General features: G+C 70.8%; 20 protein-coding genes. 11 read left to right on the top strand and 9 right to left on the bottom strand.

What is annotated here, in order from left to right; translation table 11 throughout:
- The first annotated feature begins 98 nt into the window (after nt 1-98).
- The 4 genes from ACFWM2_RS01620 to ACFWM2_RS01605 all read left to right on the top strand — a co-directional run bounded on the left by ACFWM2_RS01620 (nt 99) and on the right by ACFWM2_RS01605 (nt 2,802).
- Nucleotides 99-905: a CDP-alcohol phosphatidyltransferase family protein gene (locus tag ACFWM2_RS01620; RefSeq protein WP_383271848.1), complete on the top strand. Its 807-nt coding sequence runs from the start codon at nt 99-101 to the stop codon at nt 903-905.
- Between the two features lie 159 nt (nt 906-1,064).
- Nucleotides 1,065-1,751, top strand: coding sequence for a hypothetical protein (locus ACFWM2_RS01615; RefSeq protein ID WP_383271846.1), 687 nt, complete (start codon nt 1,065-1,067; stop codon nt 1,749-1,751).
- Nucleotides 1,748-2,041: a BON domain-containing protein gene (locus tag ACFWM2_RS01610; protein WP_383271845.1), complete on the top strand. Its 294-nt coding sequence runs from the start codon at nt 1,748-1,750 to the stop codon at nt 2,039-2,041. Before ACFWM2_RS01615 ends, ACFWM2_RS01610 begins: the two co-directional genes overlap by 4 nt.
- A complete protein-coding gene (locus tag ACFWM2_RS01605; protein ID WP_383271843.1) occupies nt 2,038-2,802 on the top strand; it encodes a metallophosphoesterase in 765 nt (254 codons plus the stop codon). The genes ACFWM2_RS01610 and ACFWM2_RS01605 overlap by 4 nt, the downstream gene beginning before the upstream one ends.
- Nucleotides 2,803-2,817: 15 nt before the next feature.
- On the opposite strand, the gene ACFWM2_RS01600 is transcribed toward ACFWM2_RS01605, so the two are convergent.
- The gene (locus ACFWM2_RS01600) at nt 2,818-4,269 is read right to left on the bottom strand and encodes an MFS transporter (protein ID WP_383271841.1); all 1,452 of its coding nucleotides are present in this window, start codon (nt 4,267-4,269) and stop codon (nt 2,818-2,820) included.
- A gap of 203 nt (nt 4,270-4,472) precedes the next feature.
- Here ACFWM2_RS01600 and ACFWM2_RS01595 point away from each other — a divergent pair, with 203 nt between their 5' ends.
- Complete coding sequence (locus tag ACFWM2_RS01595; RefSeq protein ID WP_383271839.1) at nt 4,473-5,051, top strand: TetR/AcrR family transcriptional regulator; 579 nt, start codon at nt 4,473-4,475, stop codon at nt 5,049-5,051.
- A 146-nt stretch (nt 5,052-5,197) separates the two neighbouring features.
- Here ACFWM2_RS01595 and ACFWM2_RS01590 read toward each other — a convergent pair whose 3' ends face one another.
- Nucleotides 5,198-6,046 (bottom strand): alpha/beta fold hydrolase, encoded by an 849-nt coding sequence (locus ACFWM2_RS01590; protein WP_383271837.1) that lies wholly within the window; start codon nt 6,044-6,046, stop codon nt 5,198-5,200.
- 129 nt (nt 6,047-6,175) lie between these two features.
- The gene (locus ACFWM2_RS01585; RefSeq protein ID WP_383271835.1) at nt 6,176-9,391 is read right to left on the bottom strand and encodes a GH92 family glycosyl hydrolase; all 3,216 of its coding nucleotides are present in this window, start codon (nt 9,389-9,391) and stop codon (nt 6,176-6,178) included.
- 237 nt (nt 9,392-9,628) lie between these two features.
- On the opposite strand from ACFWM2_RS01585, the gene ACFWM2_RS01580 reads away from it, so the two are divergent.
- Nucleotides 9,629-10,069, top strand: a complete 441-nt coding sequence (locus ACFWM2_RS01580) for a PAS domain-containing protein (RefSeq protein WP_383271833.1) — start codon at nt 9,629-9,631, stop codon at nt 10,067-10,069.
- Between the two features lie 251 nt (nt 10,070-10,320).
- Here the strand turns inward: ACFWM2_RS01580 and frc are convergent, their stop codons facing one another.
- Nucleotides 10,321-11,577, bottom strand: a complete 1,257-nt coding sequence (frc, locus tag ACFWM2_RS01575) for a formyl-CoA transferase (protein ID WP_383271831.1) — start codon at nt 11,575-11,577, stop codon at nt 10,321-10,323.
- 77 nt (nt 11,578-11,654) lie between these two features.
- Entirely contained in the window at nt 11,655-13,403 is a 1,749-nt protein-coding gene (oxc, locus tag ACFWM2_RS01570; protein ID WP_383271829.1) for an oxalyl-CoA decarboxylase, read from the bottom strand.
- A gap of 268 nt (nt 13,404-13,671) precedes the next feature.
- On the opposite strand from oxc, the gene ACFWM2_RS01565 reads away from it, so the two are divergent.
- Nucleotides 13,672-15,264 carry a FadD7 family fatty acid--CoA ligase gene (locus ACFWM2_RS01565; protein WP_383271827.1) on the top strand — a complete coding sequence of 531 codons (1,593 nt, stop codon included), beginning with the start codon at nt 13,672-13,674 and terminating at the stop codon, nt 15,262-15,264.
- A gap of 64 nt (nt 15,265-15,328) precedes the next feature.
- Here the strand turns inward: ACFWM2_RS01565 and ACFWM2_RS01560 are convergent, their stop codons facing one another.
- Together ACFWM2_RS01560 and ACFWM2_RS01555 are read right to left on the bottom strand one after the other, a co-directional pair.
- The gene (locus ACFWM2_RS01560) at nt 15,329-16,261 is read right to left on the bottom strand and encodes a LysR family transcriptional regulator (protein WP_383271825.1); all 933 of its coding nucleotides are present in this window, start codon (nt 16,259-16,261) and stop codon (nt 15,329-15,331) included.
- A 233-nt stretch (nt 16,262-16,494) separates the two neighbouring features.
- Nucleotides 16,495-17,496, bottom strand: a complete 1,002-nt coding sequence (locus tag ACFWM2_RS01555; protein WP_383271823.1) for a 2-dehydropantoate 2-reductase — start codon at nt 17,494-17,496, stop codon at nt 16,495-16,497.
- Nucleotides 17,497-17,643: 147 nt separating this feature from the next.
- On the opposite strand from ACFWM2_RS01555, the gene ACFWM2_RS01550 reads away from it, so the two are divergent.
- The 4 genes from ACFWM2_RS01550 (at nt 17,644) to moaA (ending at nt 21,540) form a co-directional block, all read left to right on the top strand.
- Nucleotides 17,644-18,759: a Re/Si-specific NAD(P)(+) transhydrogenase subunit alpha gene (locus ACFWM2_RS01550; protein ID WP_383271821.1), complete on the top strand. Its 1,116-nt coding sequence runs from the start codon at nt 17,644-17,646 to the stop codon at nt 18,757-18,759.
- Nucleotides 18,759-19,070: an NAD(P) transhydrogenase subunit alpha gene (locus tag ACFWM2_RS01545; RefSeq protein WP_383271819.1), complete on the top strand. Its 312-nt coding sequence runs from the start codon at nt 18,759-18,761 to the stop codon at nt 19,068-19,070. Before ACFWM2_RS01550 ends, ACFWM2_RS01545 begins: the two co-directional genes overlap by 1 nt.
- The gene (locus tag ACFWM2_RS01540; RefSeq protein WP_383271817.1) at nt 19,063-20,451 is read left to right on the top strand and encodes an NAD(P)(+) transhydrogenase (Re/Si-specific) subunit beta; all 1,389 of its coding nucleotides are present in this window, start codon (nt 19,063-19,065) and stop codon (nt 20,449-20,451) included. The genes ACFWM2_RS01545 and ACFWM2_RS01540 overlap by 8 nt, the downstream gene beginning before the upstream one ends.
- Before the next feature lie 99 nt (nt 20,452-20,550).
- A complete protein-coding gene (gene moaA / locus ACFWM2_RS01535) occupies nt 20,551-21,540 on the top strand; it encodes a GTP 3',8-cyclase MoaA (protein WP_383271815.1) in 990 nt (329 codons plus the stop codon).
- Nucleotides 21,541-21,820: 280 nt separating this feature from the next.
- On the opposite strand, the gene ACFWM2_RS01530 is transcribed toward moaA, so the two are convergent.
- Nucleotides 21,821-23,236, bottom strand: coding sequence for an OFA family MFS transporter (locus ACFWM2_RS01530; RefSeq protein ID WP_383271813.1), 1,416 nt, complete (start codon nt 23,234-23,236; stop codon nt 21,821-21,823).
- Between the two features lie 558 nt (nt 23,237-23,794).
- The gene (locus ACFWM2_RS01525) at nt 23,795-23,977 is read right to left on the bottom strand and encodes a formate dehydrogenase subunit delta (protein ID WP_383271811.1); all 183 of its coding nucleotides are present in this window, start codon (nt 23,975-23,977) and stop codon (nt 23,795-23,797) included.
- Nucleotides 23,978-23,991: the final 14 nt, after the last annotated feature.

Raw genomic sequence — 23,991 nt, 5'->3', positions numbered from 1 at the left:
CTGAACGATCGGCCGACTCCCCACGTACGCAGCTATGAGAAGTCGCGCACAAGGTACGCGGCGTTGATCGAATCTGTCACTCGGCCGGAGGGTGAACGGTGGCCCTGAACCACACGTACGACGCAAGGCTCGCGCAGCACGAGACGGCGGTGGGGGCCGGCGCACAGCTGCTGCTCCTCGCGCTCCTGGGCACGGCGATCGGGATGGGACCCGCCGGCTGGCTGACGGGCCTGGCCTTCGGGATCGCCACCTGGGCCGTCCTCAACCGGGCCCTGCGCCGCTCGCAGCCCCTCTCCTTCGGGGTGGCCAACCGGGTCACGCTCGGCCGCGCGATCCTGGTCGGCGGTGTCACCGCGCTGGTCGCCGACTCCTTCGAGAGCTCCCCGCCGGTGACGCTCTTCGTGGGGCTGACGGCGGTGGCCCTGATCCTCGACGGGGTGGACGGCAAGGTCGCCCGCCGTACGGGCACGTCGTCCGCGCTGGGCGCCCGGTTCGACATGGAGGTCGACGCGTTCCTGATCCTGGTGCTGAGCGTGTACGTCGCCATGACGCTCGGACCCTGGGTGCTGCTGATCGGCACCATGCGGTACGCGTTCGTGGCGGCGGCCCGGGCCCTGCCCTGGCTGAACGGCCCGCTGGCGCCGAGCATGGCGCGCAAGACGGTGGCCGCGTTGCAGGGGATCGTGCTGCTGGTGGCCGCCGCCGGGGTCCTCCCCCACGCCGTGAACTTCGCGCTCGTCCTGCTGGCGCTGGGGCTGCTGAGCTGGTCCTTCGGGCGGGACATCGCCCGGCTGTGGCGCGCGGGTGCCCGGGGCGGGCAGCCGGCCTGGCCGTCGGCGACGGCCCCCGAGGCCAGGCAGGAACGCCCGGTCGAGATCAGCGGCGCCGCGCGAGGAAGTTCTTGACCTTGTCGCGGACGGCCGGCTGCTGCGGCAGGATGCCGTTCCCGTGGGCGGCCCACCGGTCCCGCGGCCCCACTTCGCCGTGTCGAAACCGGCGGGCCGGGTACCGGAATGGGGACGCAACCGATCGCATCGGACGCCCGGACCGGAGACGGAGCAGCGATGACGCAGAACGCGGACGACGGTGCTCGCGAACGGCGGCAGATCTCGCCCGAGCCGCATCTGGCGGCCGTACGGCCTCAGCAGGCCGGCGGCTTCGACCGGCAGGAGTCGGCGCTGCCCCTCGACCACAACCAGGCGATTCTGGAGGCCGCGAAACAGGTGGGCGCGATTCTGAAGAGAAACGCCTACCCCTTCGCCCTCGCCGGCAGCGTGGCTGTCTACGCGCATGGTGGTACGGGCAATCTGCAGCACGACGCCGACTTCTGCATCAGGCCCGAGGACGCGGACCGGGTGGCGGACACCCTGCGTGAGGCGGGCCTGGCGGTCGGCACCCCGCCGGAGGACTGGCTGCTGAAGGCCAAGTGCCTCGGACAGGACATCGACCTGATCTTCGAGCTGGCGCACCAGCCGGTCACCTCGGAGCTGCTGGAGCGGGCCGGGACTCTCTCGGTCGACTCGGTGCGGATGCCGGTGCTGGCACCGACGGACCTGATGCGGAGCCTGCTCTCCGCGTTCTCCGAGCACCACTGCGACTTCGGCGCGGTCCTGCCCATCGCCCGCGCGCTGCGCGAGAAGGTCGACTGGGAGCAGGTGCGCTCGACCTGCGGGGACGCGCCGATGCCGGACGCCTTCCTGTACTTGCTGGAGCGCATGGAAGTGATCGCACCCCTCAAGGAACGACGATGAGCGAACCCACCGAGGAGCCCGGACGCGCCACCGCGGACGTCCCGGGGCAGAACGCCGAGTACCGCGTCGCCCATCTGCGCGACCGGCTGGCCGCCGACGACCTGGGAGAACTGGGCGTACGGATCGACGTGCGCGCGGGCGCGGTGGCGCTGACGGGCACCGTGCCCTCCGCACACTGCCGGGACGAGGTCCTGCGGATCACGCACGAGGAACTGGCGGGGCTCCCGGTCCACTGCGACCTCGTCGTGGCGGATGCCACCGCCCCCGACCACACGGAGGAACTCGCATGATCCGGGTCGCAGCCGTCGGGGACATCCACATGGGGCCCGACAGTCGTGGCCTGCTCAGGCCGGCCTTCGACACCCTCCCCGAGTGCGCCGACCTGCTGCTCCTCGCGGGGGATCTCACCCGCCACGGCACCCCCGAGGAGGCGCGGGTGGTGGCCGACGAGGTCGGCGGCCTCGGCGTCCCGGTCGTCGCCGTACTAGGCAATCACGACCACCACGACGAACGGCCGGAGGAGGTCACCGCCATCCTCCGCTCCGCGGGCGTACGGGTGCTGGAGGGTGAGGCGACCGTACTGGAGGCCGGCGGGACACGCGTCGGGGTCGCCGGGACCAAGGGGTTCGGCGGCGGGTTCGTCGGCAGGAGCGCCGGGGAGTTCGGCGAACCGCTGATGAAGGAATTCGTCCGGTACTCCCGCCGGTGCGCGGAGGGGCTGCGCACCTCGCTGGAGAGCCTGGCCGGGCAGGACTGCGAGGTGCGGATCGCCCTGACGCACTTCTCCCCCGTACCGGACACGCTCGCGGGTGAGCCGCCGGAGATCTACCCGTTCCTCGGGAGCTACCTGCTCGCGGAGGCCATCGACACGGCCGGCGCCGACCTCGCCGTCCACGGGCACGCGCACGCGGGCACCGAGCACGGGATGACGAGCGGTGGCGTCCGGGTCCGCAACGTGGCCCAGCCGGTCATCCGGCGCGCGTTCAGCGTCTATCGTCTGCACGCGCACGCGCCGGCCGGGGAGGCCGCACCCAGCGGGGCGGCCGGCTGAGCCACCGCGGGCAGGTCAGTCCCGGGTGCCGGACGGGACGGCCTCGGGTCGCGGGCGGGACGAGTCGCCGAACGCGCGGGGGGTGCCGGAGACGCGGCGGGCGCGCTGGGCCGGGACGAGCAGCGCGGCCAGTGCGGCGGCCAGGCAGAGCAGCGCGAGCAGGGTGAACCCGTGGGTGTAGCCGGCGGCGTAGGGCAGTCCCGAGGGCTGCAGCCGACTGGTCACCAGGAGGCTGGTCACGGCCGCGCCGATGGAGCCGCCGATGGTCCTGATGTTGGCGTTCATGCCGGTGGCGGCGCCGGTCTGCTCGGCCGGGACACTGCCCACGATCAGGTTGGCCATCGAGGCGAAGGCCAGGCCGATGCCGAGGCCGAAGACGCCCGCGGCGAACGCCACCTGCCACTGCTGGTCGTGCCAGGCGGCGAGGAATCCGCAGGCCACCGCGCCGAGCGAGGCGCCGGCCGTGAGCAGCTTCTTGGCACCCAGTACGGGTTCGAGGCGGCCGCTGAGCACGCCCGAGCAGAACATCGCGATCAGCATCGGAAGCATGAGCAGCCCGGCCGCGGTGACGCTCGCGCCGAAGCCGTATCCCGCGGAACTCGGGGTCTGCACGAAGCCCGGCAGGAAGGACCAGATCGCGTACATGCCGGCGCCGAACAGCAGCGCGGCGGTGTTGGTGGTCCACACCGCGGGCAGCCGCATGATGCGCAGATCGATGAGCGGGGAACGCGAGCGCGCCTCGGCGAACAGCCACAGCGCGAAGAGCACGACGGCGGCGGCGAACAGTCCGATCACCCGGGCCGATCCCCAGCCCCAGCGGGTCGCCTGGCTGAGCGGCAGCAGCAGGGCCACGAGCCAGCCGGACAGCAGGACGGCTCCGAGCCAGTTGACGCGCCCCTCGGCGCGGCGCGGGGACTCGGGGACGAAGCGGAGGGCGATCAGCGTGGTGACGGCGACGACACCGACGGGGAGCCAGAACAGCCAGCGGTAGTCGAGCGCCGTCACGATGGGTCCGGCCGCCACCATGCCGACGCCACCTCCCGCGGCGATCACGGCGGACAGATTGCTGATGGCGGGGCTGACCTCGGCCGGGGCGAACTCGTCGCGGATGATGCCGAAGGACAGCGGGAACAGCGCACCGCCTATGCCCTGGACGACCCGGGCGACGATCAGTACACCGATGGTCGGCGCGAGGGCGGCCAGCAGACAGCCCACGGCCACGGTGACGAGTACGGCGACGAGGGTGCGTTTCTTGCCGATCAGGTCGCCGACCCGGCCGAGGATCGGCGTGAAGACCGAGGCGGACAGCAGATACGCCGTCATCACCCAGGTCGCGGTGGACTGCGAGGTGTGCAGGGCGTGCTGAACGGTCGGCAGCGCCGGCGCGATCAGCGACTGGAGCATGGAGAACACACCGGCACCGGTCGCGAGGACCGCGAAGGTGAGGCGAGTGGACTTCCGGGGCATCAAAAGAGCCTCTCCGAACAGGATGCGGCCGAGGTCGACGGGCCACGGTCGTACGGACTGGAGCGGCTGCGGGCAGCACTGAGGAAGGCATGCGGGCAGCGCGGTTCGAGGGGGAACGCACCTCGACTGCTAAAGTGGAGGTACGCCTCCACTCTACCGGAGGCACCCCTCCGCTTCAACCTCGTCCCGGCCAGGAGGCCCCCGTGACGGCCCAGCCGTATCCCGTCCGCGAGATCGTCGCGGCCCAGCGTCCGCACCGGAAGGACGCCGCGCGCAACTACGACGCCCTGCTGGCCGCCGCCCGCGAGGCCTTCGCGGAGCACGGCGCGGAGGCGTCCCTGGAGGACATCGCCCGTCGCGCGGGCGTGGGAATCGGCACGCTCTACCGGAACTTCCCCACCCGCCGTCAGCTCTTCGAGAGCGTCTACGCGGACGAGGTGAACACCCTGTGCCGGGTGGCGGAGGACGTCGCGGAGCTGGAGCCGTGGGAGGCGCTTTCCTCGTGGCTGCGCCGCTTCGTGGACTATGTCGTCACCAAGCGGGCCGTGCGAGAGGCGCTCAGCAACGAGTCGGAGATCCTCGTCGCCTGCCGGGACTCGATGTACCACGCGGGCGGCCCGCTGTTCGACCGCGCTCAGCGGGCCGGGCAGGTGCGCAAGGACATGGACTTCGACGATCTGCTGCGCATGGTCGCCGGGATCACCTCGACGAACTTCCTCGACGACGCCCAGCGGGACCGTGTCCTGGCGGTCGCGCTCGACGGGGTCCGCGCCACGGGCTGAGGCAGACCGCGCGTCGCGCTCGACGGGGTCCGCGCCGCCGCGCGGGCTGGCGCGCACCACCCGTCGCGCTCGACGGGGCCGGCGCCGCCCGCTGACGCACACCACCCCTCGCGCTCGACGGGGCCCGCGTCACGGCCCGCCGCCGATCAGTCCAGGAACGCCGCCGTGGTCGCCACGAACGCGTCGGCGTCGTCGAGCCACGGGAAGTGCCCCGCTCCGGGCTGGACGACGAGCCGGGCGTTCGGGAACAGCCCGGCCAGCTCGGCCATCGCGTCCGGCGGCGAGTTCAGATCGGCCTCTCCGGCGAGCACGAGCACCGGCGCGGCGAACCGGGCGAGCGCCGCCCGGGTGGCACCCGGGTCGAAGGCGCCCTCGGCGCCGTAGACGGCCGCGGCCTCGCCGTTGCGCTGCTCGGTCTCGGCGGCCCGATGGTTCCGAGCCGCTTCGTCCCAACGGCCGTACCAGAAGGGCGCGATGGCCTGCATCCGGTCGCCCGTCGCGTTGCCCGCCATGATCGCCTCAAGTGCCTCGAAGGCCTCGGGGAACCACGGCTCGTCCCGGCGGAGCAGTGCGGCCGCGCGCCGCTGGTCCGGCGTGACGGTGACCCCGACGGCCATCACGCTCGGGGTGATGAGGGCGAGTCCGGCGACGCGGTCCGGGTGGCGGGCCGCGTACAGCAGCGCCAGATTGGTGCCGCCGGAGTGCGCGAGCAGGTCCATCGTCTCCAGGCCGAGCTGCTTCCGCAGGGCCTCCACGTCGTCGACGAGCCGGTCGCAGCGGTACGACGTCACGTCCGCCGGCACCGCGGAGTGACCGGTGCCCCGCAGATCCGGCATGACCAGCTGCCGGTGCGCGGACAGACCGCCGAGGTCGCCGAGGTACACGGAGGCCTGCATGGGTCCGCCGGGCAGGCAGACCACCGGCCGCCCGTCCCCCTTCACGTGGTAGGCGAGTGCGATTCCGTCGGGCGCGGAGTAGGGGGAGTAGGCAGACATGCACCAGAGCCTCGCAGGGGTCCTCCGGTTGATCAACCGGGTTTCCGCCGGGCGGGTGCGGCAGCAGTGAGGGGGCCCGCACGGGTGTCACCCCGTGCGGGCCCCCTCACCCGGTGCCGGCCGGCCGGGTCAGCCGACGCCGATGCCGAACAGGTGCATGTTCACGTTCTCCGGCAGCGTGACGGACTTGACGGTCCTGCCGTCGGGCGCCTCGAACGGCTTGGTGGCGTAGATGTACGCCGGACCGCCGTGGCCGGGATTGCGGTACTCCGTCTTGGCCACCACGGAGTTGTCGAAGACGGGTGTCCCGGAGCCGCCCGGCAGCACCCAGTCGCCGAACGACAGGTCGGTCTTCGCCGTACTGCCGTCGTCGAACGTCACCGTGGCCGTCGTCCGCACGTCCCCGTAGATCGCGGCGCCGACGAACGTCAGCTTCCGCACGTCGTCCGACTGCGTGGTGAGGTCGATGGTCTGACCCGCCGCGTAGAGGTGGTCGGGACGGCCGGCCGGGGAGGCCGGCCAGGTGAAGGCGGTGCCCGAGGCCTCCACCTTCGCGCCCGGGGTCAGCCCGGCGGCGGCCAGTGCCTGACGGGAGTAACTGCCGCCGGAGCGGTCGAAGTCACCCTGTGCGGTGTCCGTGTCACTGGAGATGCCCGTGGCGTTGTACGCGGCCCCGAAGCTTCCCTCGGCGGCGACCTGGACGTAGACCGTCTGCTTGACGGCCGGGCCGGTCCTGCCCTGGACGGTGACCGGGACGCGGTAGAAGCCGTCGGCCGTGCCGGACCCCGCGGTGGCGGTGAACTCGACGCTGCCGGATCCGCTGCGCTTGTCGATCGTCAGGGTCTTCCGTCCGGCGTCGAGCGTCAGACCGTCCGGCGCCTGAGCGGTGACCTTGAGCGTCCGGTCCTTGCCGCCGAGCCGCTGCGCGTCGACGGTGAGCGTCGCCGACTTGCCGCGGTCCACGGTGGCCTGGCTGGGCGAGACGTTCGCGAGGAACGCGTGCTCACCCTCCTGGTACGACGGCGGCGCCGCCTTCGCGCCGGTCGCCCAGGTCTTGTCCGGGGTGGCGCTCAGGGTGAAGTCCAGCCTGCCTCCCTTGCGTACGGCGCTCTGCGGCAGATAGGTGCGCTCCCACTTGGCGCCGTCGAGCTTCAGACCGTGGACGTACTTGGTGTCCGCCGAGGCTCCGGGCGCGCGCAGGTCGAGGGTGTGCGAGCCGGGCAGGTCGAGCACGGCGCGCTCGAACAGCGGGCTGTGCGCGGTGAGGTCGGCCGTGCCCGGGGTCGCGGGATACACGCCGAGGGCGGCCCAGACGTACCAGGCGGACTGCGCGCCCAGGTCGTCGTTGCCGGGTTCGCCGTCGGGCGTGGGACCGAACATCGTGGTGGCGACCTTGCGGACGGTCTCCTGCGTCTTCCAGGGCTCGCCGAGGTAGTTGTAGGCCCACGGCACCGCGAAGTCGGGCTCGTTGCCCGCCCACATGTAGGGCGCGTTGGGGCCCGCGTTGAGCTGCGTGAGGAAGGTGTCGAGCCGCTTCGAGGCCACGTCGGAGCCGCCCATGGCGGTGGTCAGGCCGGCCATGTTCTGCGGTACGAGCCAGTTGTACTGGGCGGCGTTGCCCTCGTCGAAGCCGCTCTGCCCGATCTCGCCGGAGGACGGGGCCTGGAAGGCGGGGCCGTCGGGGAAGAGCCCGTCCTCGCTGCGCGGCTGGACGTAGCCGGTCGTCGGGTTGAAGAGGTTCTGCCAGTTCTGGGAGCGCTTGGTGAACGTGGCGGCGGTGCGCTTGTCGCCCGTGGCCTTCGCGAGCTGCGCGATGGCGAAGTCGTCGATCGACCACTCCAGCGTGATGGAGGCGCCGACCAGCTGGTGGTCACCACGCGCGGAGTCGTTGTTCGGCAGATAGCCGCGCTCGACGTAACTCTCCACGCCGGGGCGCTCCTTGTACGCGCCGGGCGTGTCGTCCACCGAAGTAGCGCCCTTCACCAGGTACTTGAGCGCCGTCTTCACGTCGAAGTCCCGTGCGCCGTACGCGTAGAGCGCGGCGACCAGCGGTACCGAGTTGTCGCCGGTCATCTGGCTGGTGGACTGGTTGGCCATGGGCCAGCGCGGCCACCAGCCGTTCTGCTGCGCGTCGTTGACGAGCGACTGCGCCATGTCGCTCGCCTCCTTGGGGAAGAGCATGGCCTGCAGCGGCGCCAGCGAGCGGTAGGTGTCCCAGTCGGAGAAGTTCGCGTACTGCGTACGGCCCTTGGGCAGCGTACGGATCTTGTCGTCGAAGCCGATGTAGCGGCCGTCGACGTCGTTGAAGGTGTTCGGGTGCATCAGCGAGTGGTAGAGCGAGGTGTAGAAGGTCTTGAGCTCGCCCTCGTCGCGTCCGGCCACCCGGACCTTGCGCAGGGTCCTGGTCCACTGGTCGCGGGTGCTCTTCGCGACCGCGCCCAGGTCCCAGCCGGGGATCTCCGCGGCCATGTTGGCCTGCGCACCCGCCACGCTGACGTAGCTCATGGAGACCTTGGCCCGGACGGTGCGGTCCTTTTCGCCACTGGTGTCGAACGTCAGATAGGTCCCGGCGCGCTTCGCGTCCACCGCGTCGCCGCCCGGCTGCACCTTGGACCCGTCCCAGGTGCCGTGCGCGGTGAACGGGCGGTCGAAGGTGATCGCGTAGTGCACCGTGTACGTGTTGGACTTCCCGCAGAAGTGACCCGTGGTGGCGGATCCGGTCACCTGGTTGTCGGCGACGATCTTCATGTCGGCCGCGTCGTTGCCGCCCAGGCTCGCGCCGCCCTTGACCAGTACCTGGGCCGCGTCCGTGGCCGGGAAGGTGAAGGCGGCGAGGCCGGTGCGGGTGGTCGCGGTCAGCTCGGCGCGTACGCCGGAGTCCGCGAGGGTCACCGCGTAGGAGCCGGGCTCCGCCTGCTCGCTGTCGTGGCTGTACTTCTCGGTGCGGTCCCAGGGCGCGGAGCCGATGTCGCCGACCACGGGCAGGATCGGCACGTCGCCGAAGGCGCTGCAGCCGACGGAGGCGTGGTCGAGGCTGAAGCCGCGGATCCGGTCGTTGTGGTACTGGTACCCGGCGTAGCTGTTCTGGGTGTCGGGCGAGAACTGCATCATCCCGAACGGCGCTGCGGGGCCGGGGAAGTTGTTGATCTCGCCGAACGAACTGCCGCTCAGTCCCGTCCCGATGAACGGGTCGACGTAGTCGGCGGGGTCGCTGACCAGGGGCGCGGCCTTCGCCGCGTCCGACAACGTTGTCGAGGCGGCTTCGGCAGCGGTGCCTGCACCCATGAGCAGCGCCGTCGCGGCGGCGACGGCGCCCAGGCGACGGCGGAATCTTCGGTGTTTCACAGGGGGACTCCGGAGGTGGTACGAGCAGTGCGGGGCCAGCGTTACCTTCTCCGCGTGTTCGTTCTTGGGTCAACCCCTTTGCATGCGTTGTTTTCTGTGCGTTTCCAGTGAGATGCGCGACCCAACCTGGACATACAGCCACACAGTTACCGACCTGACGGGATCCCTTTGCCGCTGACGCGAAAACTGTATTCTGTATACGAGTACACCCGCGCGTAGCCCCTGCTCGGAGGAGACATGGCAGATTTGAACCCCGAAGTGGTCCTGGGAATGGCCGCCCAGGCGCCCGACGGCGTAGTGATCATCGACCATGAAGGCCTGATCCGGTACTGGAACCGGGGGGCCGAGCGGATCTTCGGGTTCTCGGCGGACGACGTCGCCGGCCGCAGTCTGGACGTCATCATTCCCGAGCGGCACAAGAAGGCCCACTGGGACGGCTTTCACACGGCCATGGCCGAAGGAGCCACCAAGTACGGGGAGAACGACCTCCTGAACGTCCCTGCCGTGACCGCGGACGGTTCGAAGCTGTCCATCGAGTTCAGCGTGGTGCTGCTGGCCGATCCGGACGGCGGCCCCGGCCATGTCGGAGCGGTCATCCGGGACGTCACCGCGCGGCGCGCACAGGAGCGGGAGCTGCGGCGGCAACTGGTGGCTGCGCCCGACGCGACAACGGTCTGACGACTGCCTGGACGTGACTGACGGCCGGGCCGGTGTCCTCCTCAACGGGAGGCACGGGCCCGGCTGTTCGCGCTCATCGGCAGGCACCGGCCCGTCCGTTCGCACTCAACGGCAGGCACCCGCCCGTCCGTTCGCACTCAACGGCAGGCACCCGCCCGTCCGTTCGCGCGAGGGCAGCACCCACGGAGTCCGCACGCCGGTGCCCCGCACGCGATGACACGCGCGCAGGGCACCCGGGACGTTCGGGTCGGTCAGGCGACGACGTTGCCCTCGTGCAGCTTGCGGATGTCGTTCGCGTCGTAGCCGAGGTCCGCGAGGACCTCGTCCGTGTGCTCACCGAGCAGCGGCGCACCCTTGATGTCGGGCTTGAAGCCGGAGAACTTGATCGGGCTGCCCACCGTGAGGTAGGTGCCGCGCTCCTTCTGCTCGACCTCGACGATCGTGCCGCTCTTGCGCATGTCGGGGTCCTCGGCGAGCTCCTTCATGCTGAGCACGGGGGCGCAGGGCACCTCCCACACACGCAGGATGTCGACCGCCTCGTACTTGGTCTTGTCGGCCAGCCACTTCTCGATCTCGCCGAAGATCTCCATGATGTGCGGCTGGCGGGCCCGGGCGGTGGTGTACTCCGGGTCGTCGACCCACTCGGGGTGGCCGATGGCCTCGGCGGTGCGCTTCCAGTTCTGCTCCTGGACCGTGAAGTAGATGTAGGCGTTGGGGTCGGTCTCCCAGCCCTTGCACTTCAGGATCCAGCCCGGCTGACCGCCGCCGCCGGCGTTGCCACCGCGGGGCACCGCGTCGCCGAACTCGCTGTGCGGGTACTGCGGGTACTCCTCCAGGTAGCCGATCTTCTCCAGGCGCTGCTGGTCACGGAGCTTGACCCGGGTCAGGTTGAGCACGGCGTCCTGCATGGACACCGATACCTTCTGGCCTAGGCCCGTCGCGTTGCGCTGGATGATCGCGGTCAGCAGGCCGATCAGCAGGTGCATACCGGTGTTGCTGTCACCGAGGGCCGAGCCGCTGATGGTCGGCGGGCCGTCCCAGAAACCCGTGGTGGACGCGGCGCCACCGGCCGCCTGCGCGACGTTCTCGTAGACCTTGAGGTCGGACCACGACGAGTCGTCGTTGAAGCCCTTGACCGAGCCGAAGATCAGGCGCGGGTTCAGCTCGTGGATGTACTCCCAGCTGAGACCCATACGGTCCATGGCACCCGGCGCGAAGTTCTCGACCAGGATGTCGGACTCGCGGATCAGCTTCTCCATGACCTCCTTGCCGCCGGGGGTCTTGGTGTTGATGGCCAGCGAACGCTTGTTGCTGTTCAGCATGGTGAAGTACAGGGCGTCGAGGTCGGGGATGTCCCGCAGCTGATTGCGGGTCACATCGCCGCCCTGGGGGCGCTCGACCTTGATGACGTCGGCTCCGAACCAGGCGAGCATCTGTGTACACGCGGGACCGGCCTGGACCCCGGTGAAGTCGATCACCTTGATTCCGGCGAGCGGCTTTTCACTCATGGTGGTTTCCTTCTCGTGAATGTTCGCGGTGCGAGTGTGGGCTCTGTGCGGGCGCAGAGGTTCGGGGAGGGGGGCGGTCACTTCTTCGCCGTGATGTTGCCGACGGTGATGCCCTTCGGGTTGAGGTGCGCGATGTGGCCGCTCTCGGTGCCGGCCGAGGGGTCGATCACGCAGTCGATGAGTGCCGGGCCGCCCGAGGCGAGGGCCTCGGTGAGGGCGGCGCTGACCTCGGCGGGCGTGGTCGCGCGGTAGCCCTTGCCGCCGAAGGCCTCGATCATCAGGTCGTGGCGCGCGGAGAGCATGAGGGTGGTCGGCGAGGGGGCGTCGTCGAGCGGGTTCACGTCGTCACCGCGGTAGACACCGCCGTTGTTCATGATGACCGTGACCACGGGCAGCTTGTAGCGGCAGATCGTCTCCAGCTCCATGCCGCTGAACCCGAAGGCGCTGTCGCCCTCCACGGCCACGACGGGGGCGCCGCTCTCCACGGCGGCCGCGATCGCGTAGCCCATGCCGATGCCCATGACACCCCACGTACCGCTGTCGAGGCGGTGGCGCGGAACGTGCATGTCGATCACGTTGCGCGCGATGTCCAGCGCGTTGGCGCCCTCGTTGACGAGGTACGTCTCGGGCTGCGCGTGGATGACGTCACGTACCGCCTTCAGCGCGCCCATGAACTGCATCGGGCTCGGGTCGGCCTCGAGACGCTTCGCCATCTTGGCGACGTTCTGCGCCGAGCGTGCGGCCAGCTCGTCCTTCCAGGCCGCCGGCGTGGCGATCTGGCCGGGCTTGGTCCGCTCGGCGATCGCGTCGAGCACCGACTCGATGTCTCCGACGAGCGGGGCCGCGATGGGCTGGTTGCTGTCCAGCTCCTTGGGCTCGATGTCGATCTGGATGAACTTCGCGTCGGGGTTCCAGCTCGGCGCCTCGCCGTGGTTGAGCAACCAGTTCAGCCGGGCGCCGACGAGCACCACGACGTCGGCCTTCTTCAGCGCCAGCGAACGGGCGGTGGCCGCCGACTGCGGGTGGTCGTCGGGCAGCAGGCCCTTCGCCATCGACATCGGTACGTACGGAACACCGGTGGACTCGATGAACTCACGGATCTTGGCGTCCGCCTGCGCGTACGCGGCGCCCTTGCCGAGCACCACCAGCGGCCGCTGGGCGCCGGCCAGCAGCTCGATCGCGCGGTCCACCGCCTCCGGGGCGGGCAGCTGGCGTGGCGCCGGGTCGACGAGGCGGCTCAGCGTCTTGGCGCCTTCCTCCGCGTCCATGATCGAGCCGAGCACCGCGGCCGGGATGTCGAGGTAGACACCGCCGGGTCGGCCCGAGATCGCGGTGCGCAGCGCGCGGGCGATGCCGCGGCCGATGTCCTCTACCCGGCTCACCCGGTACGCGGCCTTGACGAACGGCTGCGCGGCGGCGAGCTGGTCCATCTCCTCGTAGTCGCCCTGCTTCAGGTCGACGAGATGGCGCTCGCTGGAACCGGAGATCTGCACCATCGGGAAACAGTTCGTGGTGGCGTTCGCCAGCGCGACCAGCCCGTTGAGGAAGCCCGGAGCGGACACGGTCAGGGCCACGCCCGGCTTCTTGGTGAGATAGCCGGCCGCGGCCGCCGCGTGTCCCGCGTTGCTCTCGTGCCGGAAGCCGATGTAGCGGATGCCCTGCGCCTGGGCGAGACGGGCCAGGTCGGTGATCGGGATGCCGACCACCCCGTAGATGGTGTCGACGTCGTTCAGCTTCAGCGCGTCGACGACCAGGTGGTACCCGTCGGTGAGCTCGGTCGGAACGTCGGCTGTTGCCGCGGTCTCCAGTGTCGAGGGGGCGGTCATGGTCCGAGGTCCTCCTTGGGCAGGTCCTGCCTGTGCGGCTACTCCTCTCACCTTCCGCAGCCCGCTCGCCCGCGTCCAAGACCCATCGACGACCAGCCGATAAACAGCATCTATCGATGGCTGGTGGAGGCGGCCGACCTGGCCTTGCAGCACGCTTGATAGATGCCTGCTATTGCCCGTTCACCAGCGGGTATTGGACCGGGCACCGCGCGCCACCGCAGGCTCGCAGATGACTGCTTCATCAGAAGGTGCGCGAGGAGGTGGGGTCATGGCCGTTCCGGCCGCAGCATCCGTGCGCGACGTGAACCGGTACCGGCCCCCGGCGCTCACGGGCCTGGTCGATCTTCTCGACCGGCACGTCCGCGAACGTCCGCACGCCCGGGCCCTGGTCGTCACCGGGGGCCGTGTCCATCTGTCCTACCGCGCCCTCGCCGCGCTGGCCGACGACGTGGCGGCGCGGCTCGGTGGCACGGGGCTGCGCCGGGGCGACGCGGTCGGGCTGCTCTGCGCCAACACCGCCGAGTTCGTCGTCGGGATGCTGGGTGCGGCACGCGCCGGCCTCGTGGTCGCGCCGGTCGACCCCACCCTGCCCGAGTCCCAGCTGTCCGCCCGGCTCGAGGCGCTGGGCGCGCAGGCGGTGCTCCTCGGTCCCGCCGCGGCCGGCGCCCCGCCGATCGCCCCGGTACGGCTGCCGACCTGGCCCCTGCGCGTGGACGTCTCCCGTGCGGGGACGGCGGCGGTGGGGCTCGACACCGGCACGCGCATGGTGCGGCACGCCCGGGGCGCGGCGCACGAACTCGTGAGCCAGGACGCCCTCGTCCTGTTCACGGCGGGCACCACCGACCGGGCCAAGATGGTTCCGCTGACGCACGCCAACGTGGCCGCGTCGGTGCGGAACATCTGCGCCACCTACGAGTTGGGGCCCGGCGACGCGACGGTCGCGGTGATGCCGTTCTTCCACGGTCACGGCCTGTTCGCGGCGCTGCTGGCGTCCCTGGCCAGCGGAGGCTGCGTACTGCTCCCCGAGCGGGGACGGTTCTCGGCCCACACGTTCTGGGACGACATGCGGGCCGCGGCCGCCACCTGGTTCACCGCCGTCCCCACCATCTACGAGATCCTGCTGGACCGTTCGGAGACCGAGTGCCCGGGCCCCCAGCCGCCGCCCCTGAAGTTCGTCCGCAGTTGCAGTGCCCCGCTCAACACGGCCACCCAGCGGGCACTGGAGCGCACGCTCGGGGCGCCGCTCCTGTCCGCGTACGGGATGACCGAGTCCACGCACCAGGCGACCAGTGAACCGCTGCCGCCGCGGGGACCCCTGAAGCACGGGTCGGTGGGCCGGCCGACCGGGGTGGACCTGCGGGTCGTCGACCCGGACGGGCTGACCTGCCCGGCCGGCACGGAGGGCGAGGTGTGGGTGCACGGTCCCACCGTGGCCCGCGGCTATCTGGGCAACCCGGCCGAGACGGCGCGCAGTTTCGCCGACGGCTGGTTCCGCACAGGTGATCTGGGATCGCTGGACGAGGACGGGTTCCTGTCCCTCACCGGGCGCATCAAGAACCTCATCAACCGCGGCGGCGAGAAGATCTCACCGGAGCACGTCGAGGACATTCTCGCCGGATGCCCCGGGGTCGCCGAGGCGGCCGTGTTCGCCCTTCCCGACCCGACCTACGGGCAGCGGGTCGGCGCCGCCGTCGTCGTACGCGAGGGAGAGGGCATCGGGTCCCAGCAGATCCTGCAGTACTGCCGGGACCGGCTGGCCGCGTTCGAGGTGCCGGACCGGCTCGACGTCGTCGCCGCGCTGCCGCACACCGCCAAGGGCGCGCTGGACCGGCAGGCGGTGGAGGCCCGGTACGGCCGGTGACCTGACGTCACGGGCTGCGTCACCCGGGCTCCGGCTCACCGCACGCGGGGCTCGCTCGGCTGGCTCACCGCACGCGGGGCTCGGTCGGCAGCGGCTGATCGAAGAAGCTGTCCAGCGACAGGCCGGTCGCCGCGTTCACGAACGCGCGGGCGGCGACCGAGCCGGGGGTCGCCGCGTGGATCGCCACCGAGACCTGGGCCCCGGCCTCCGGGTCGACGAGGGGCAGCGCGCGCGTCCTGCCGATCACCGGCATGGCGCGCAGCCAGGTGTGCGGCACGATGCTCGCCCACTCACCGCCCCCCACATGCGCGTACAGGGAGGCGATCGAGTCGGTCTCCACCTGGGGGGTCACCACGAATCCCTTGTCCGCGAAGACGCCGTCGATGATCTGCCGGATCCGCATGTCGGGGGTCAGCAGCGCCAGCGGCATCTGGGCCGCCTCCGCCCAGGTCATCACGGAGGTCTGGGACATCAGCTGGTCGCTCGAGACCAGGAGCATGTACCTCTCCTGGTACAGCGGTACGACCTGGAGGCCCTCCTGGTCGCCCGGATCGAAGTGGGCGATCGCCACGTCCAGCTCGAAGTCGCGCAACTGGCGGTGCAGTTCCTTGGTCGACAGACGGGAGCGGACCTGCACCTTGGCCAGCGGGTGGGCCGCGCAGAACGCGGCCACCGGAAGCGCCAGGGTCGTCGATGCCGTGGGGTCGGTGCCCAGCCGCAGCGTTCCGCTGATGCCGGACTGCACGGCGGCGACCTCCGCCTTGAAGGCGTCCTGCTCGGCGAGGATCCGCTTGGCCCACACGACCAGCCGTTCGCCCTCCGGGGTGAGGCCCTGGTAGTTGTGACCCCGGTTGATCAGCGTGACGTTCAGCTCACGCTCCAGCTTGGCGATCGCCGCCGACAGCGCGGGCTGGGACACGTAGCAGGATTCCGCCGCCCGGGCGAAGTGTCTCTCCCTGGCCACCGCCACGAAGTACTCCAGCTGGCGGAACAGCATCAACGACTCCTCTCTGCCTGAAGCCGCACCGGCACCTCCTGCGGGAGTCGCAAGGCCGTCAGTGCCGGCCGTTCCGCTCCGGGGACGTCGAGACGTCCCCGGAGCGGCCGAAGACGGACAGGCCGGATGCCGTGGGGCCGGCCCAGCTTATCGAGCCCGGCCCCCGCGATCATCGTGCTGTCCCACCGGGCGGTGCGGCGGTTCTCGCAGGCAGCCGCGCCGTTCCGGGAAATCTACTGCGGTGCGGCGGTGACCGCCCCCGCACCCGGCGCGCTGCGCCGCGACAGCAGATCGATGGCGGCGTGCACCGCGCGCAGGTTGGGCGCCTCGGCGCCGGCGATGTCGGCCATCTCCACCACCGCGGTCACGATGGCGTCGAGTTCCAGCTGCTTGCCCGCCTCCAGATCCTGCAGCATCGAGGTCTTGTGGTGTCCCACGCCCTCCGCTCCCCGCAGCCGCTTCTCGATCGAGATGTCCGGGGTGCTGCCCACCCTGGAGGCGATGTCGAGGGTCTCCTCCATCAACAGGGTCACCAGGCGCCGGGTGGGCGGATGTTGGCAGATCTCGACCATCGTCGCCCGGGTGAGCGCGCTGATCGGGTTGAAGGCGACGTTGCCCATGAGCTTGATCCAGATGTCGTCCCGCAGGTTCGGCTCGACCGGACACTTCAGCCCGCCCGCGATCATGGCCTCGCTCAGCGCCGTGCACCGCTCGGAGACCTCTCCTCCGGGTTCGCCGATGGAGAAGCGGGTGCCTTCCAGGTGCCGGATGACACCGGGGGCCTCGATCACCGTGGCCGGGTAGACCACACAGCCGATCGCCCGTTCCGGCGGCAGGACCTTGCTGGTGGCGCCGCCCGGGTCGACCGCCTCGATCTGGCGTCCTTCGTAGGGTCCCGCCAGCTGGTGGAAGTACCACCACGGAATGCCGTTCTGCCCGGCCACCACCGCCGTCCGCTCGCCCAGCAGCGGGGCGACGAGGGATCCGCTGGAGGCGTACGAGTGCGCCTTGAGACCCAGGAACACGAAGTCCACGGCGCCGATCTCGGCCGGGTCGTCAGTGGCGTGGGGCCGCGCGACGAAGTCACCCCGGGGGCTGTTCACACGGACCCCATGGGCCCGGATCGCCCGCAGATGCTCACCGCGGGCCACGAGGTGGACGTCCGCGCCACCCCGGTGCAGTGCCGCTCCGACATAGGCGCCGATCGCACCGGCTCCGAGGACTGCAATTTTCACGGTGGCTCCTCTCGAGGGGGACTTAATGAATACTGTATGCAGTATCCTCACTCGATGGGAACACCTCGTCACGGGTTACCGGACCGGGTCGCCCCTGCCCACGCCCAGTCCGCGAAGGGACATGTGCACAGCCATGAGGGACACCACATGACACGGGACACCGCAGCAACAGAGACCGGGCCCACGGCCCTGATCGGGGTGCCTCTCGAAACGGCGGCCGGCGAACGCCGCGTCGCGCTCGTACCCAATGTCGTCGAGCGGCTGCGGGCCGCCGGCCTGGCCGTCGTGGTCGAGGCCGGCGCAGGCGCCGGCGCACTGATCCCCGACGAGCGGTACGAGCAGGCGGGAGCCACCATCGGCGATCCCTGGGACGCCGATGTCGTGGTCAAGGTGAACCCGCCCACGGAGCGGGAGATCGACTCGCTGGGATCCGGGAGCACGCTGATCAGCTTTCTGGCCCCGCTGACCCGCCCCGAGGTCACGGCACGGCTGCGCGGTTCCGGCATCACCGGATTCGCCATGGAGGCCGTACCGCGCATCTCACGGGCCCAGTCCATGGACGCGCTGTCCTCGCAGGCCAACGTCGCCGGGTACAAGGCGGTCCTGCTGGCCGCCGAGCGGTCCACCCGCTTCTTCCCGATGCTCACCACGGCCGCCGGCACGGTGAAGCCCGCGACGGTCCTGGTGCTCGGCGTCGGGGTGGCCGGGCTCCAGGCCCTCGCCACCGCCAAGCGGCTGGGCGCGCGCACCACCGGCTTCGACGTCCGGCCCGAGGTCGCCGAGCAGGTGCGCTCGCTCGGCGCGAAGTGGCTGGACCTGGGCGTCCAGGCCGCCGGCGAGGGCGGTTACGCCCGCGCGCTGACCGAGGAGGAACAGGCCGAGCAGCAGCGCCGGCTGACCGAGGCGGTCGCCGGCTTCGACGTGGTGATCACCACCGCGCTGGTCCCCGGCCGGCCCGCGCCGAAGCTGGTCACGGCCGAGGCGGTACGGCGGATGCGGCCCGGCAGCGTGGTGGTGGACCTGGCCGGCGAGATGGGCGGCAACTGCGCGCTCACCGAGCCGGGCGAGACCGTCGTACGGCACGACGTCACCGTCGCCGCCCCGCTCAACCTGCCGGCCACCATGCCCGAACACGCCAGTGAGCTCTACGCCCGCAATGTGCTGTCGCTGCTGGAGTTGATGGTGGTCGACGGCAAGGTCGCGCCCGACTTCTCCGACGAGATCCTCGCCGGTTCCTGCGTCACACGGGATGAGGAGGCCTGATGTTCCTCGCCAATATCGCCCTTCTGGTGCTGGCCGGCTTCGTCGGCTTCGCGGTGATCTCGAAGGTGCCCAACACCCTGCACACGCCCCTGATGTCGGGCACCAACGCCATCCACGGCATCGTGCTGCTGGGCGGCCTGATCCTGGTGGGACACGCCGCGTCCGGCTTCCTCAACCAGCTGTTGCTGGTGATCGCGATCGCGTTCGGCACGATCAACGTGGTCGGCGGATTCCTGGTGACGGACCGCATGCTCGGCATGTTCAAGAACAAGCCGAGCCCCGCCGCGAAGGGAGCCGACGACCATGAGTGACCTGATCCACGTGCTCTACATCATCGCGTTCAGCCTGTTCATCTACGGCCTCTCGGGCCTGACCGGGCCGCGGACCGCGGTGCGCGGCAACCTCATCGCCGCGGCCGGCATGGCGATCGCGGTCGTCGCCGCCCTGCTCACCCCCGGCACGGGCAACTGGTGGCTGATCGTGCTGGGCATCGGCCTGGGCACGGTCCTCGGGGTGCCGAGCGCGCGGCGGGTCAAGATGACCGCCATGCCGCAGATGGTGGCGCTGTTCAACGGGGTCGGCGGCGGCGCCGTGGCGCTGGTCGCCTGGGTCGAGTTCCGGGACACCCATGCCTACGCCTCCGAGGCCTCGTACGTGGCGATCGCTTCGCTGTTCGGCGCGGTCGTCGGCTCGGTCTCGTTCTGGGGTTCCCTGGTCGCGTTCGGGAAGCTCCAGGAGGTCCTGCCCGGCCGCCCGCTCGGCCTCGGCCGCGGGCAACAGCCGCTGAACATCGTGCTGTTCCTCGCCACGGTCGGCTGCGCCTCGGCCATCGGCGCGGGCGCGGGCGCCGAGCTGCTGATCATCGGGGTGCTGGTGTTCGCCGCGGTGCTCGGTGTGATGGTCGTCCTGCCGATCGGCGGTGCCGACATGCCGGTGGTGATCTCGCTGCTCAACGCGTTCACCGGACTGTCCGCGGCGGCCGCGGGGCTGGCCCTCGACAACACCGCGATGATCGTGGCCGGCATGATCGTCGGCGCGTCCGGCTCCATCCTGACCAACCTGATGGCCAAGGCCATGAACCGGTCGATCCCCTCGATCATCGCCGGCGGCTTCGGCGGCGGTGCGGTGACCGGGGGGCCGGGCGCCGGCCCGGTGGACCAGACGGTACGCCGGACGAGCGCGGCGGACGCGGCGATCCAGATGGCGTACGCGAGCCAGGTGGTCATCGTGCCGGGGTACGGCATGGCGGTCGCGCAGGCCCAGCACGCGGTGCGGGAGATGGCCAGGTATCTGGAGGACCGCGGCGTCGAGGTCAAGCACGCCATCCATCCCGTCGCCGGCCGGATGCCGGGCCATATGAACGTGCTGCTCGCCGAGGCCGACGTGCCGTACGAGCAGCTGCGCGAAATGGACGACATCAACGCCGAGTTCAGCCGGACCGAAGTGGCACTCGTGATCGGCGCGAACGATGTCACCAACCCGGCCGCCCGCTCGAATCCCGGTTCGCCGATCTACGGGATGCCCATCCTGAACGTGGACGAGGCGCACTCGATCATCGTCCTCAAGCGGTCGATGAGCCCGGGCTTCGCCGGCATCGACAACGAGCTGTACTACGACCCGAAGACCACGATGCTCTTCGGCGACGCGAAGAGCTCCGTCGCCGAGATCACCGAGGAACTCAAGGCCCTCTGACCCTCTGAGACGACGTACCCGCGCTGGGGCGGGGTTGGCACAGCCGCGGCTGCGCCAACCCCGCCCCAGCGCTGCCGCTCCACGCGAAAGGGGCACACCGTGCTGCTCGACACCCATGGCCGGACCGCGACGGACCTGCGGGTCTCGCTGACCGACCGCTGCAACCTGCGGTGCACGTACTGCATGCCGGAAGAGGGCCTGCGATGGCTGCCCAAGCCGGAACTGCTCACCGACGACGAGATCGTCCGCCTGGTCTCGGTCGCGGTGACGCGGCTGGGCGTCACGGAGGTCCGCTTCACCGGCGGCGAACCGCTGCTCCGCCCTGGACTGGTGGGCATCGTCGAGCGGTGCGCGGCCCTCGGCCCCCGCCCCCGGCTCTCCCTCACCACCAACGGCATCGGTCTGGCCCGCACCGCCGGAGCACTGCGCGCCGCGGGCCTGGACCGGGTCAATGTCTCCCTCGACACCCTGCGCCCCGAGGTCTTCCGCACCCTCACCCGCCGCGACCGGCACCACGACGTCCTCGCCGGTCTCACCGCGGCCCGCGAGGCGGGCCTGACCCCGGTCAAGGTCAACGCGGTCCTCATGCGGGGCGTCAACGACGACGAGGGCCCCGCCCTCCTCGGCTGGGCCCTCGATCACGACTACGAGTTGCGCTTCATCGAGCAGATGCCGCTGGACGCCCAGCACGGCTGGCAGCGAGAGGACCTGGTCACCGCGGCCGAGATCCTCGACCGGCTCTCCGCCCGCTTCACCCTCACACCCGAGGTCACGTCGGTCCGCGGCTCCGCGCCGGCCGAACGCTGGCTGGTCGACGGCGGACCGGCCGGCGTGGGCGTGATCGCCTCGGTGACCCGGCCGTTCTGCCGCGCCTGCGACCGCACCCGTCTCACCGCCGACGGCCAGGTCCGCAACTGCCTCTTCGCCCACGAGGAGTCCGACCTGCGCGCGGCCCTGCGCTCCGGCGCGCCGGACGAGCGCATCGCCGAGCTGTGGCGGGCCGCGATGTGGGGAAAGGGCGCCGGTTCCGGGCTCGACAGCCCGTCCTTCCGCCGGCCCCGGCGCCCGATGTCAGCGATCGGCGGCTGACTCGGGGGCCGTACACGACGAGGCCCGGTCCGGGTGCCAGCGCCGGCGCCCGGACCGGACGAAGGGGGAAACGAGCACGGCCGCATCGGCCGGAAGGGCAAGAAGGCCTGGCTGCCGAGGAGTTGGGCGAGGCCGGCCGGAGCAGGAAGCGCATCCCACCGGCCGGCCTCGCCCCGTGCCGCGGACGACCCGGCGCGGAACTGCCGCTGTCCCGAGCCTGAGTCCGTTCGCCCGCGCACGGTTCAGGGGGCGCCGACCGGACGGTCCCGGGGCGGACCGCTCAGCCGGTCGCGTCGACCGCGGCCAGCTCGGGCCGGCCGCCGGTCTCCGGACCGGCGTTGAGGCCCTTGCCCGACTTGCCCGGCTGTCGCAGGAACATCGTGATCAGCGCGGAGAGGAAGGCGATGCCTCCGGCCAGGCTGTAGCCGCCGGTGTAGCCCCAGGCGCTGATCACCGAGGCGGCCACACCACCGCCGCCCACTCCGCCGACGAGTTTGGCGCTGTAGACCAGGCCGTAGTTCTGGGCGTTGTTGTTCTCGCCGAAGTAGTCCGGTACGAGCGCGGCGAACAGTGGGTAGAAGGCACCGCCGCCGAATCCGTTGAGGAAGGCGAAGAACAGGAAGAGCGGCTCGTTGTGGGCGTTGCCCGACCACAGGACGCCGAACTGCGCCACGCCTGCCACCAGCAGGACCAGCGTCAGTGTCTGCCGGCGGCCCAGGGTGTCGGACAGCCAGCCCACGGCCGCCCGGCCGACGCCGTTGACCACGGCGAGCACACCCGCCGAGGACGCGGCCACCAGCGGCCCGAAGCCGAGGCTCTTGGCGAACGGGACCTGGAAGTTGATACCGAAGAGCGAGACCCCGCCGATGCACACCAGGGCGAACCACATCAGCGGCAGTTGTCCGGTCCTGATCGCCTCCATCGGCGTGAACTGGCGTACGGCCGGCGGGTTCTTGGCCAGGCGCTTGGCGGTTCGCGCCGCGTCCTCGGTCGTCCCGCGGTTCAGCGGGTCGACGTCGTCCGGCCACCAGCTCTTCGGCGGGTCCTTGAAGAACATGCCGCAGACAGCCACGACGGCCACCATGAACACGGCGATCAGGTCGAGCACCAGCTTGAAGTTCCCGGGGTGGAACCAGTAGCTGAAGACGAAGATGAACGGCAGCGTGCCGTAGGCGAAGCCGCCGTTGACGAAGCCGGTGCGGGCTCCCTTGTTGTCCGGGTACCACTTGCCGACCATGTTGATGCAGGTCGCGTAGACCAGGCCCGCGCCGGTGCCGCCCAGCACCGAGTAGCCGATGATCACGATCGCGGGGTTCCCGAAGTGGGCGAGGGACGCCATGCCGAGGCCGGAGAGAAGTGCGCCGGTGAGCATCGCGGTCTTCGCCGACACGACCCCCTTCTCCCGCAGCCGGCCGGCGGGGAAGGCCACCCCTGCCTGGAAGACGGCCCAGATACTCGCGATCCAGAACGCCTCCGTCAGCGACCAGCCGTGGACGCTCTCCAGCGTCGACTCGGCGGAGCTGTAGCCGTACTCGAAGACACTGACACCCATCATCGCGAACCACGGGAGCCAGACCATCCAGGCCCTGGGCCTGCCCAGGATGGACCGGTCGCTCTCCCCGACCCGGTACACGCGGCCGTTCGCGTCGGTGACTTCCCGATAGGGAACGGGAGTCGCCTCAGGTATTGCTGACATGTTGCCTTCCCTTGCCTGAAAAGAGTTTGGCGTGCGCTCCCTGTGCCCTTCTCTTCATGCGGTGGGTAAGTGCGCCTTGTCGGGCGGCCGGGGTCCAGAGCGGCAACCCGGACCCTGACGACGCACAGGCGGTGAGGCGGGCGGTACCGAGTCCTCACAGCTCCAGCTCCCATACTGGAGATTGCATACGGTATGGAGCAGGGAAAGTAGATGTCCAGAGGATGTCAGGAAGATTGACTAGGGCATTACCCGTGCGGGCGGCTCCACGTCTACCCGGCTGCACCGCAAGGGTCGTATACGAGACCGCGCGGGGGGCCGCAGCGCCGCCGGCCGCGTCCGGGGTGCCCGCCCACGAGAGGGCCCAGCAGGTGCCGTCAACGGCGCCCACGGCCGTGGGAGACCCGACGCACGAAGGCCCGCGCCCTGCCGTCACCTCCACGATCGAGGTGGTCACCGGCGAAAGGGCACGGGCCTGCGGGACTGGACGGCCGACCATGCGGTCGGCGCCCGCCGAGCCCCGGGCCCGGAGGAGATCCGGGCCCGGGTGAAGACCTGCTGTCAGGGCAGCAGCGCGACCGCGGCCACCACCAGGGGGTCCAGACCGTCCGCTCCGGCTTCGACGAAGCCGGACAGCCTGCTGCGCATCCGCGGGTCCCAGAAACGCTCGATGTGGCCGGCGATCGCCTCGGCGGCCTGATCGGCGGGCAGGTACGCCTGGTTCCTGGCGATGTCGTTCGCCATCCTGCACTCCGCCG

This window comes from Streptomyces sp. NPDC058371, assembly GCF_042723265.1.
Classification (GTDB): Bacteria; Actinomycetota; Actinomycetes; order Streptomycetales; family Streptomycetaceae; genus Streptomyces.
The sequence above is the reverse complement of the archived record's forward strand: the minus strand, read 5'-3'. Positions and strand labels throughout refer to the sequence as shown.

Coding starts and splice junctions, on each gene's coding strand:
- frc (WP_383271831.1), bottom strand. CDS start 11,577: ATGAGTGAAAAGCCGCTCGCCGGAATCAAGGTGATCGACTTCACCGGG.
- ACFWM2_RS01530 (WP_383271813.1), bottom strand. CDS start 23,236: ATGTCAGCAATACCTGAGGCGACTCCCGTTCCCTATCGGGAAGTCACC.
- ACFWM2_RS01545 (WP_383271819.1), top strand. CDS start 18,759: ATGTTCCTCGCCAATATCGCCCTTCTGGTGCTGGCCGGCTTCGTCGGC.
- ACFWM2_RS01550 (WP_383271821.1), top strand. CDS start 17,644: ATGACACGGGACACCGCAGCAACAGAGACCGGGCCCACGGCCCTGATC.
- ACFWM2_RS01590 (WP_383271837.1), bottom strand. CDS start 6,046: ATGTCTGCCTACTCCCCCTACTCCGCGCCCGACGGAATCGCACTCGCC.
- ACFWM2_RS01600 (WP_383271841.1), bottom strand. CDS start 4,269: ATGCCCCGGAAGTCCACTCGCCTCACCTTCGCGGTCCTCGCGACCGGT.
- oxc (WP_383271829.1), bottom strand. CDS start 13,403: ATGACCGCCCCCTCGACACTGGAGACCGCGGCAACAGCCGACGTTCCG.
- ACFWM2_RS01580 (WP_383271833.1), top strand. CDS start 9,629: ATGGCAGATTTGAACCCCGAAGTGGTCCTGGGAATGGCCGCCCAGGCG.
- ACFWM2_RS01565 (WP_383271827.1), top strand. CDS start 13,672: ATGGCCGTTCCGGCCGCAGCATCCGTGCGCGACGTGAACCGGTACCGG.
- ACFWM2_RS01560 (WP_383271825.1), bottom strand. CDS start 16,261: ATGCTGTTCCGCCAGCTGGAGTACTTCGTGGCGGTGGCCAGGGAGAGA.
- ACFWM2_RS01525 (WP_383271811.1), bottom strand. CDS start 23,977: ATGGCGAACGACATCGCCAGGAACCAGGCGTACCTGCCCGCCGATCAG.
- ACFWM2_RS01605 (WP_383271843.1), top strand. CDS start 2,038: ATGATCCGGGTCGCAGCCGTCGGGGACATCCACATGGGGCCCGACAGT.
- ACFWM2_RS01615 (WP_383271846.1), top strand. CDS start 1,065: ATGACGCAGAACGCGGACGACGGTGCTCGCGAACGGCGGCAGATCTCG.
- ACFWM2_RS01540 (WP_383271817.1), top strand. CDS start 19,063: ATGAGTGACCTGATCCACGTGCTCTACATCATCGCGTTCAGCCTGTTC.
- ACFWM2_RS01610 (WP_383271845.1), top strand. CDS start 1,748: ATGAGCGAACCCACCGAGGAGCCCGGACGCGCCACCGCGGACGTCCCG.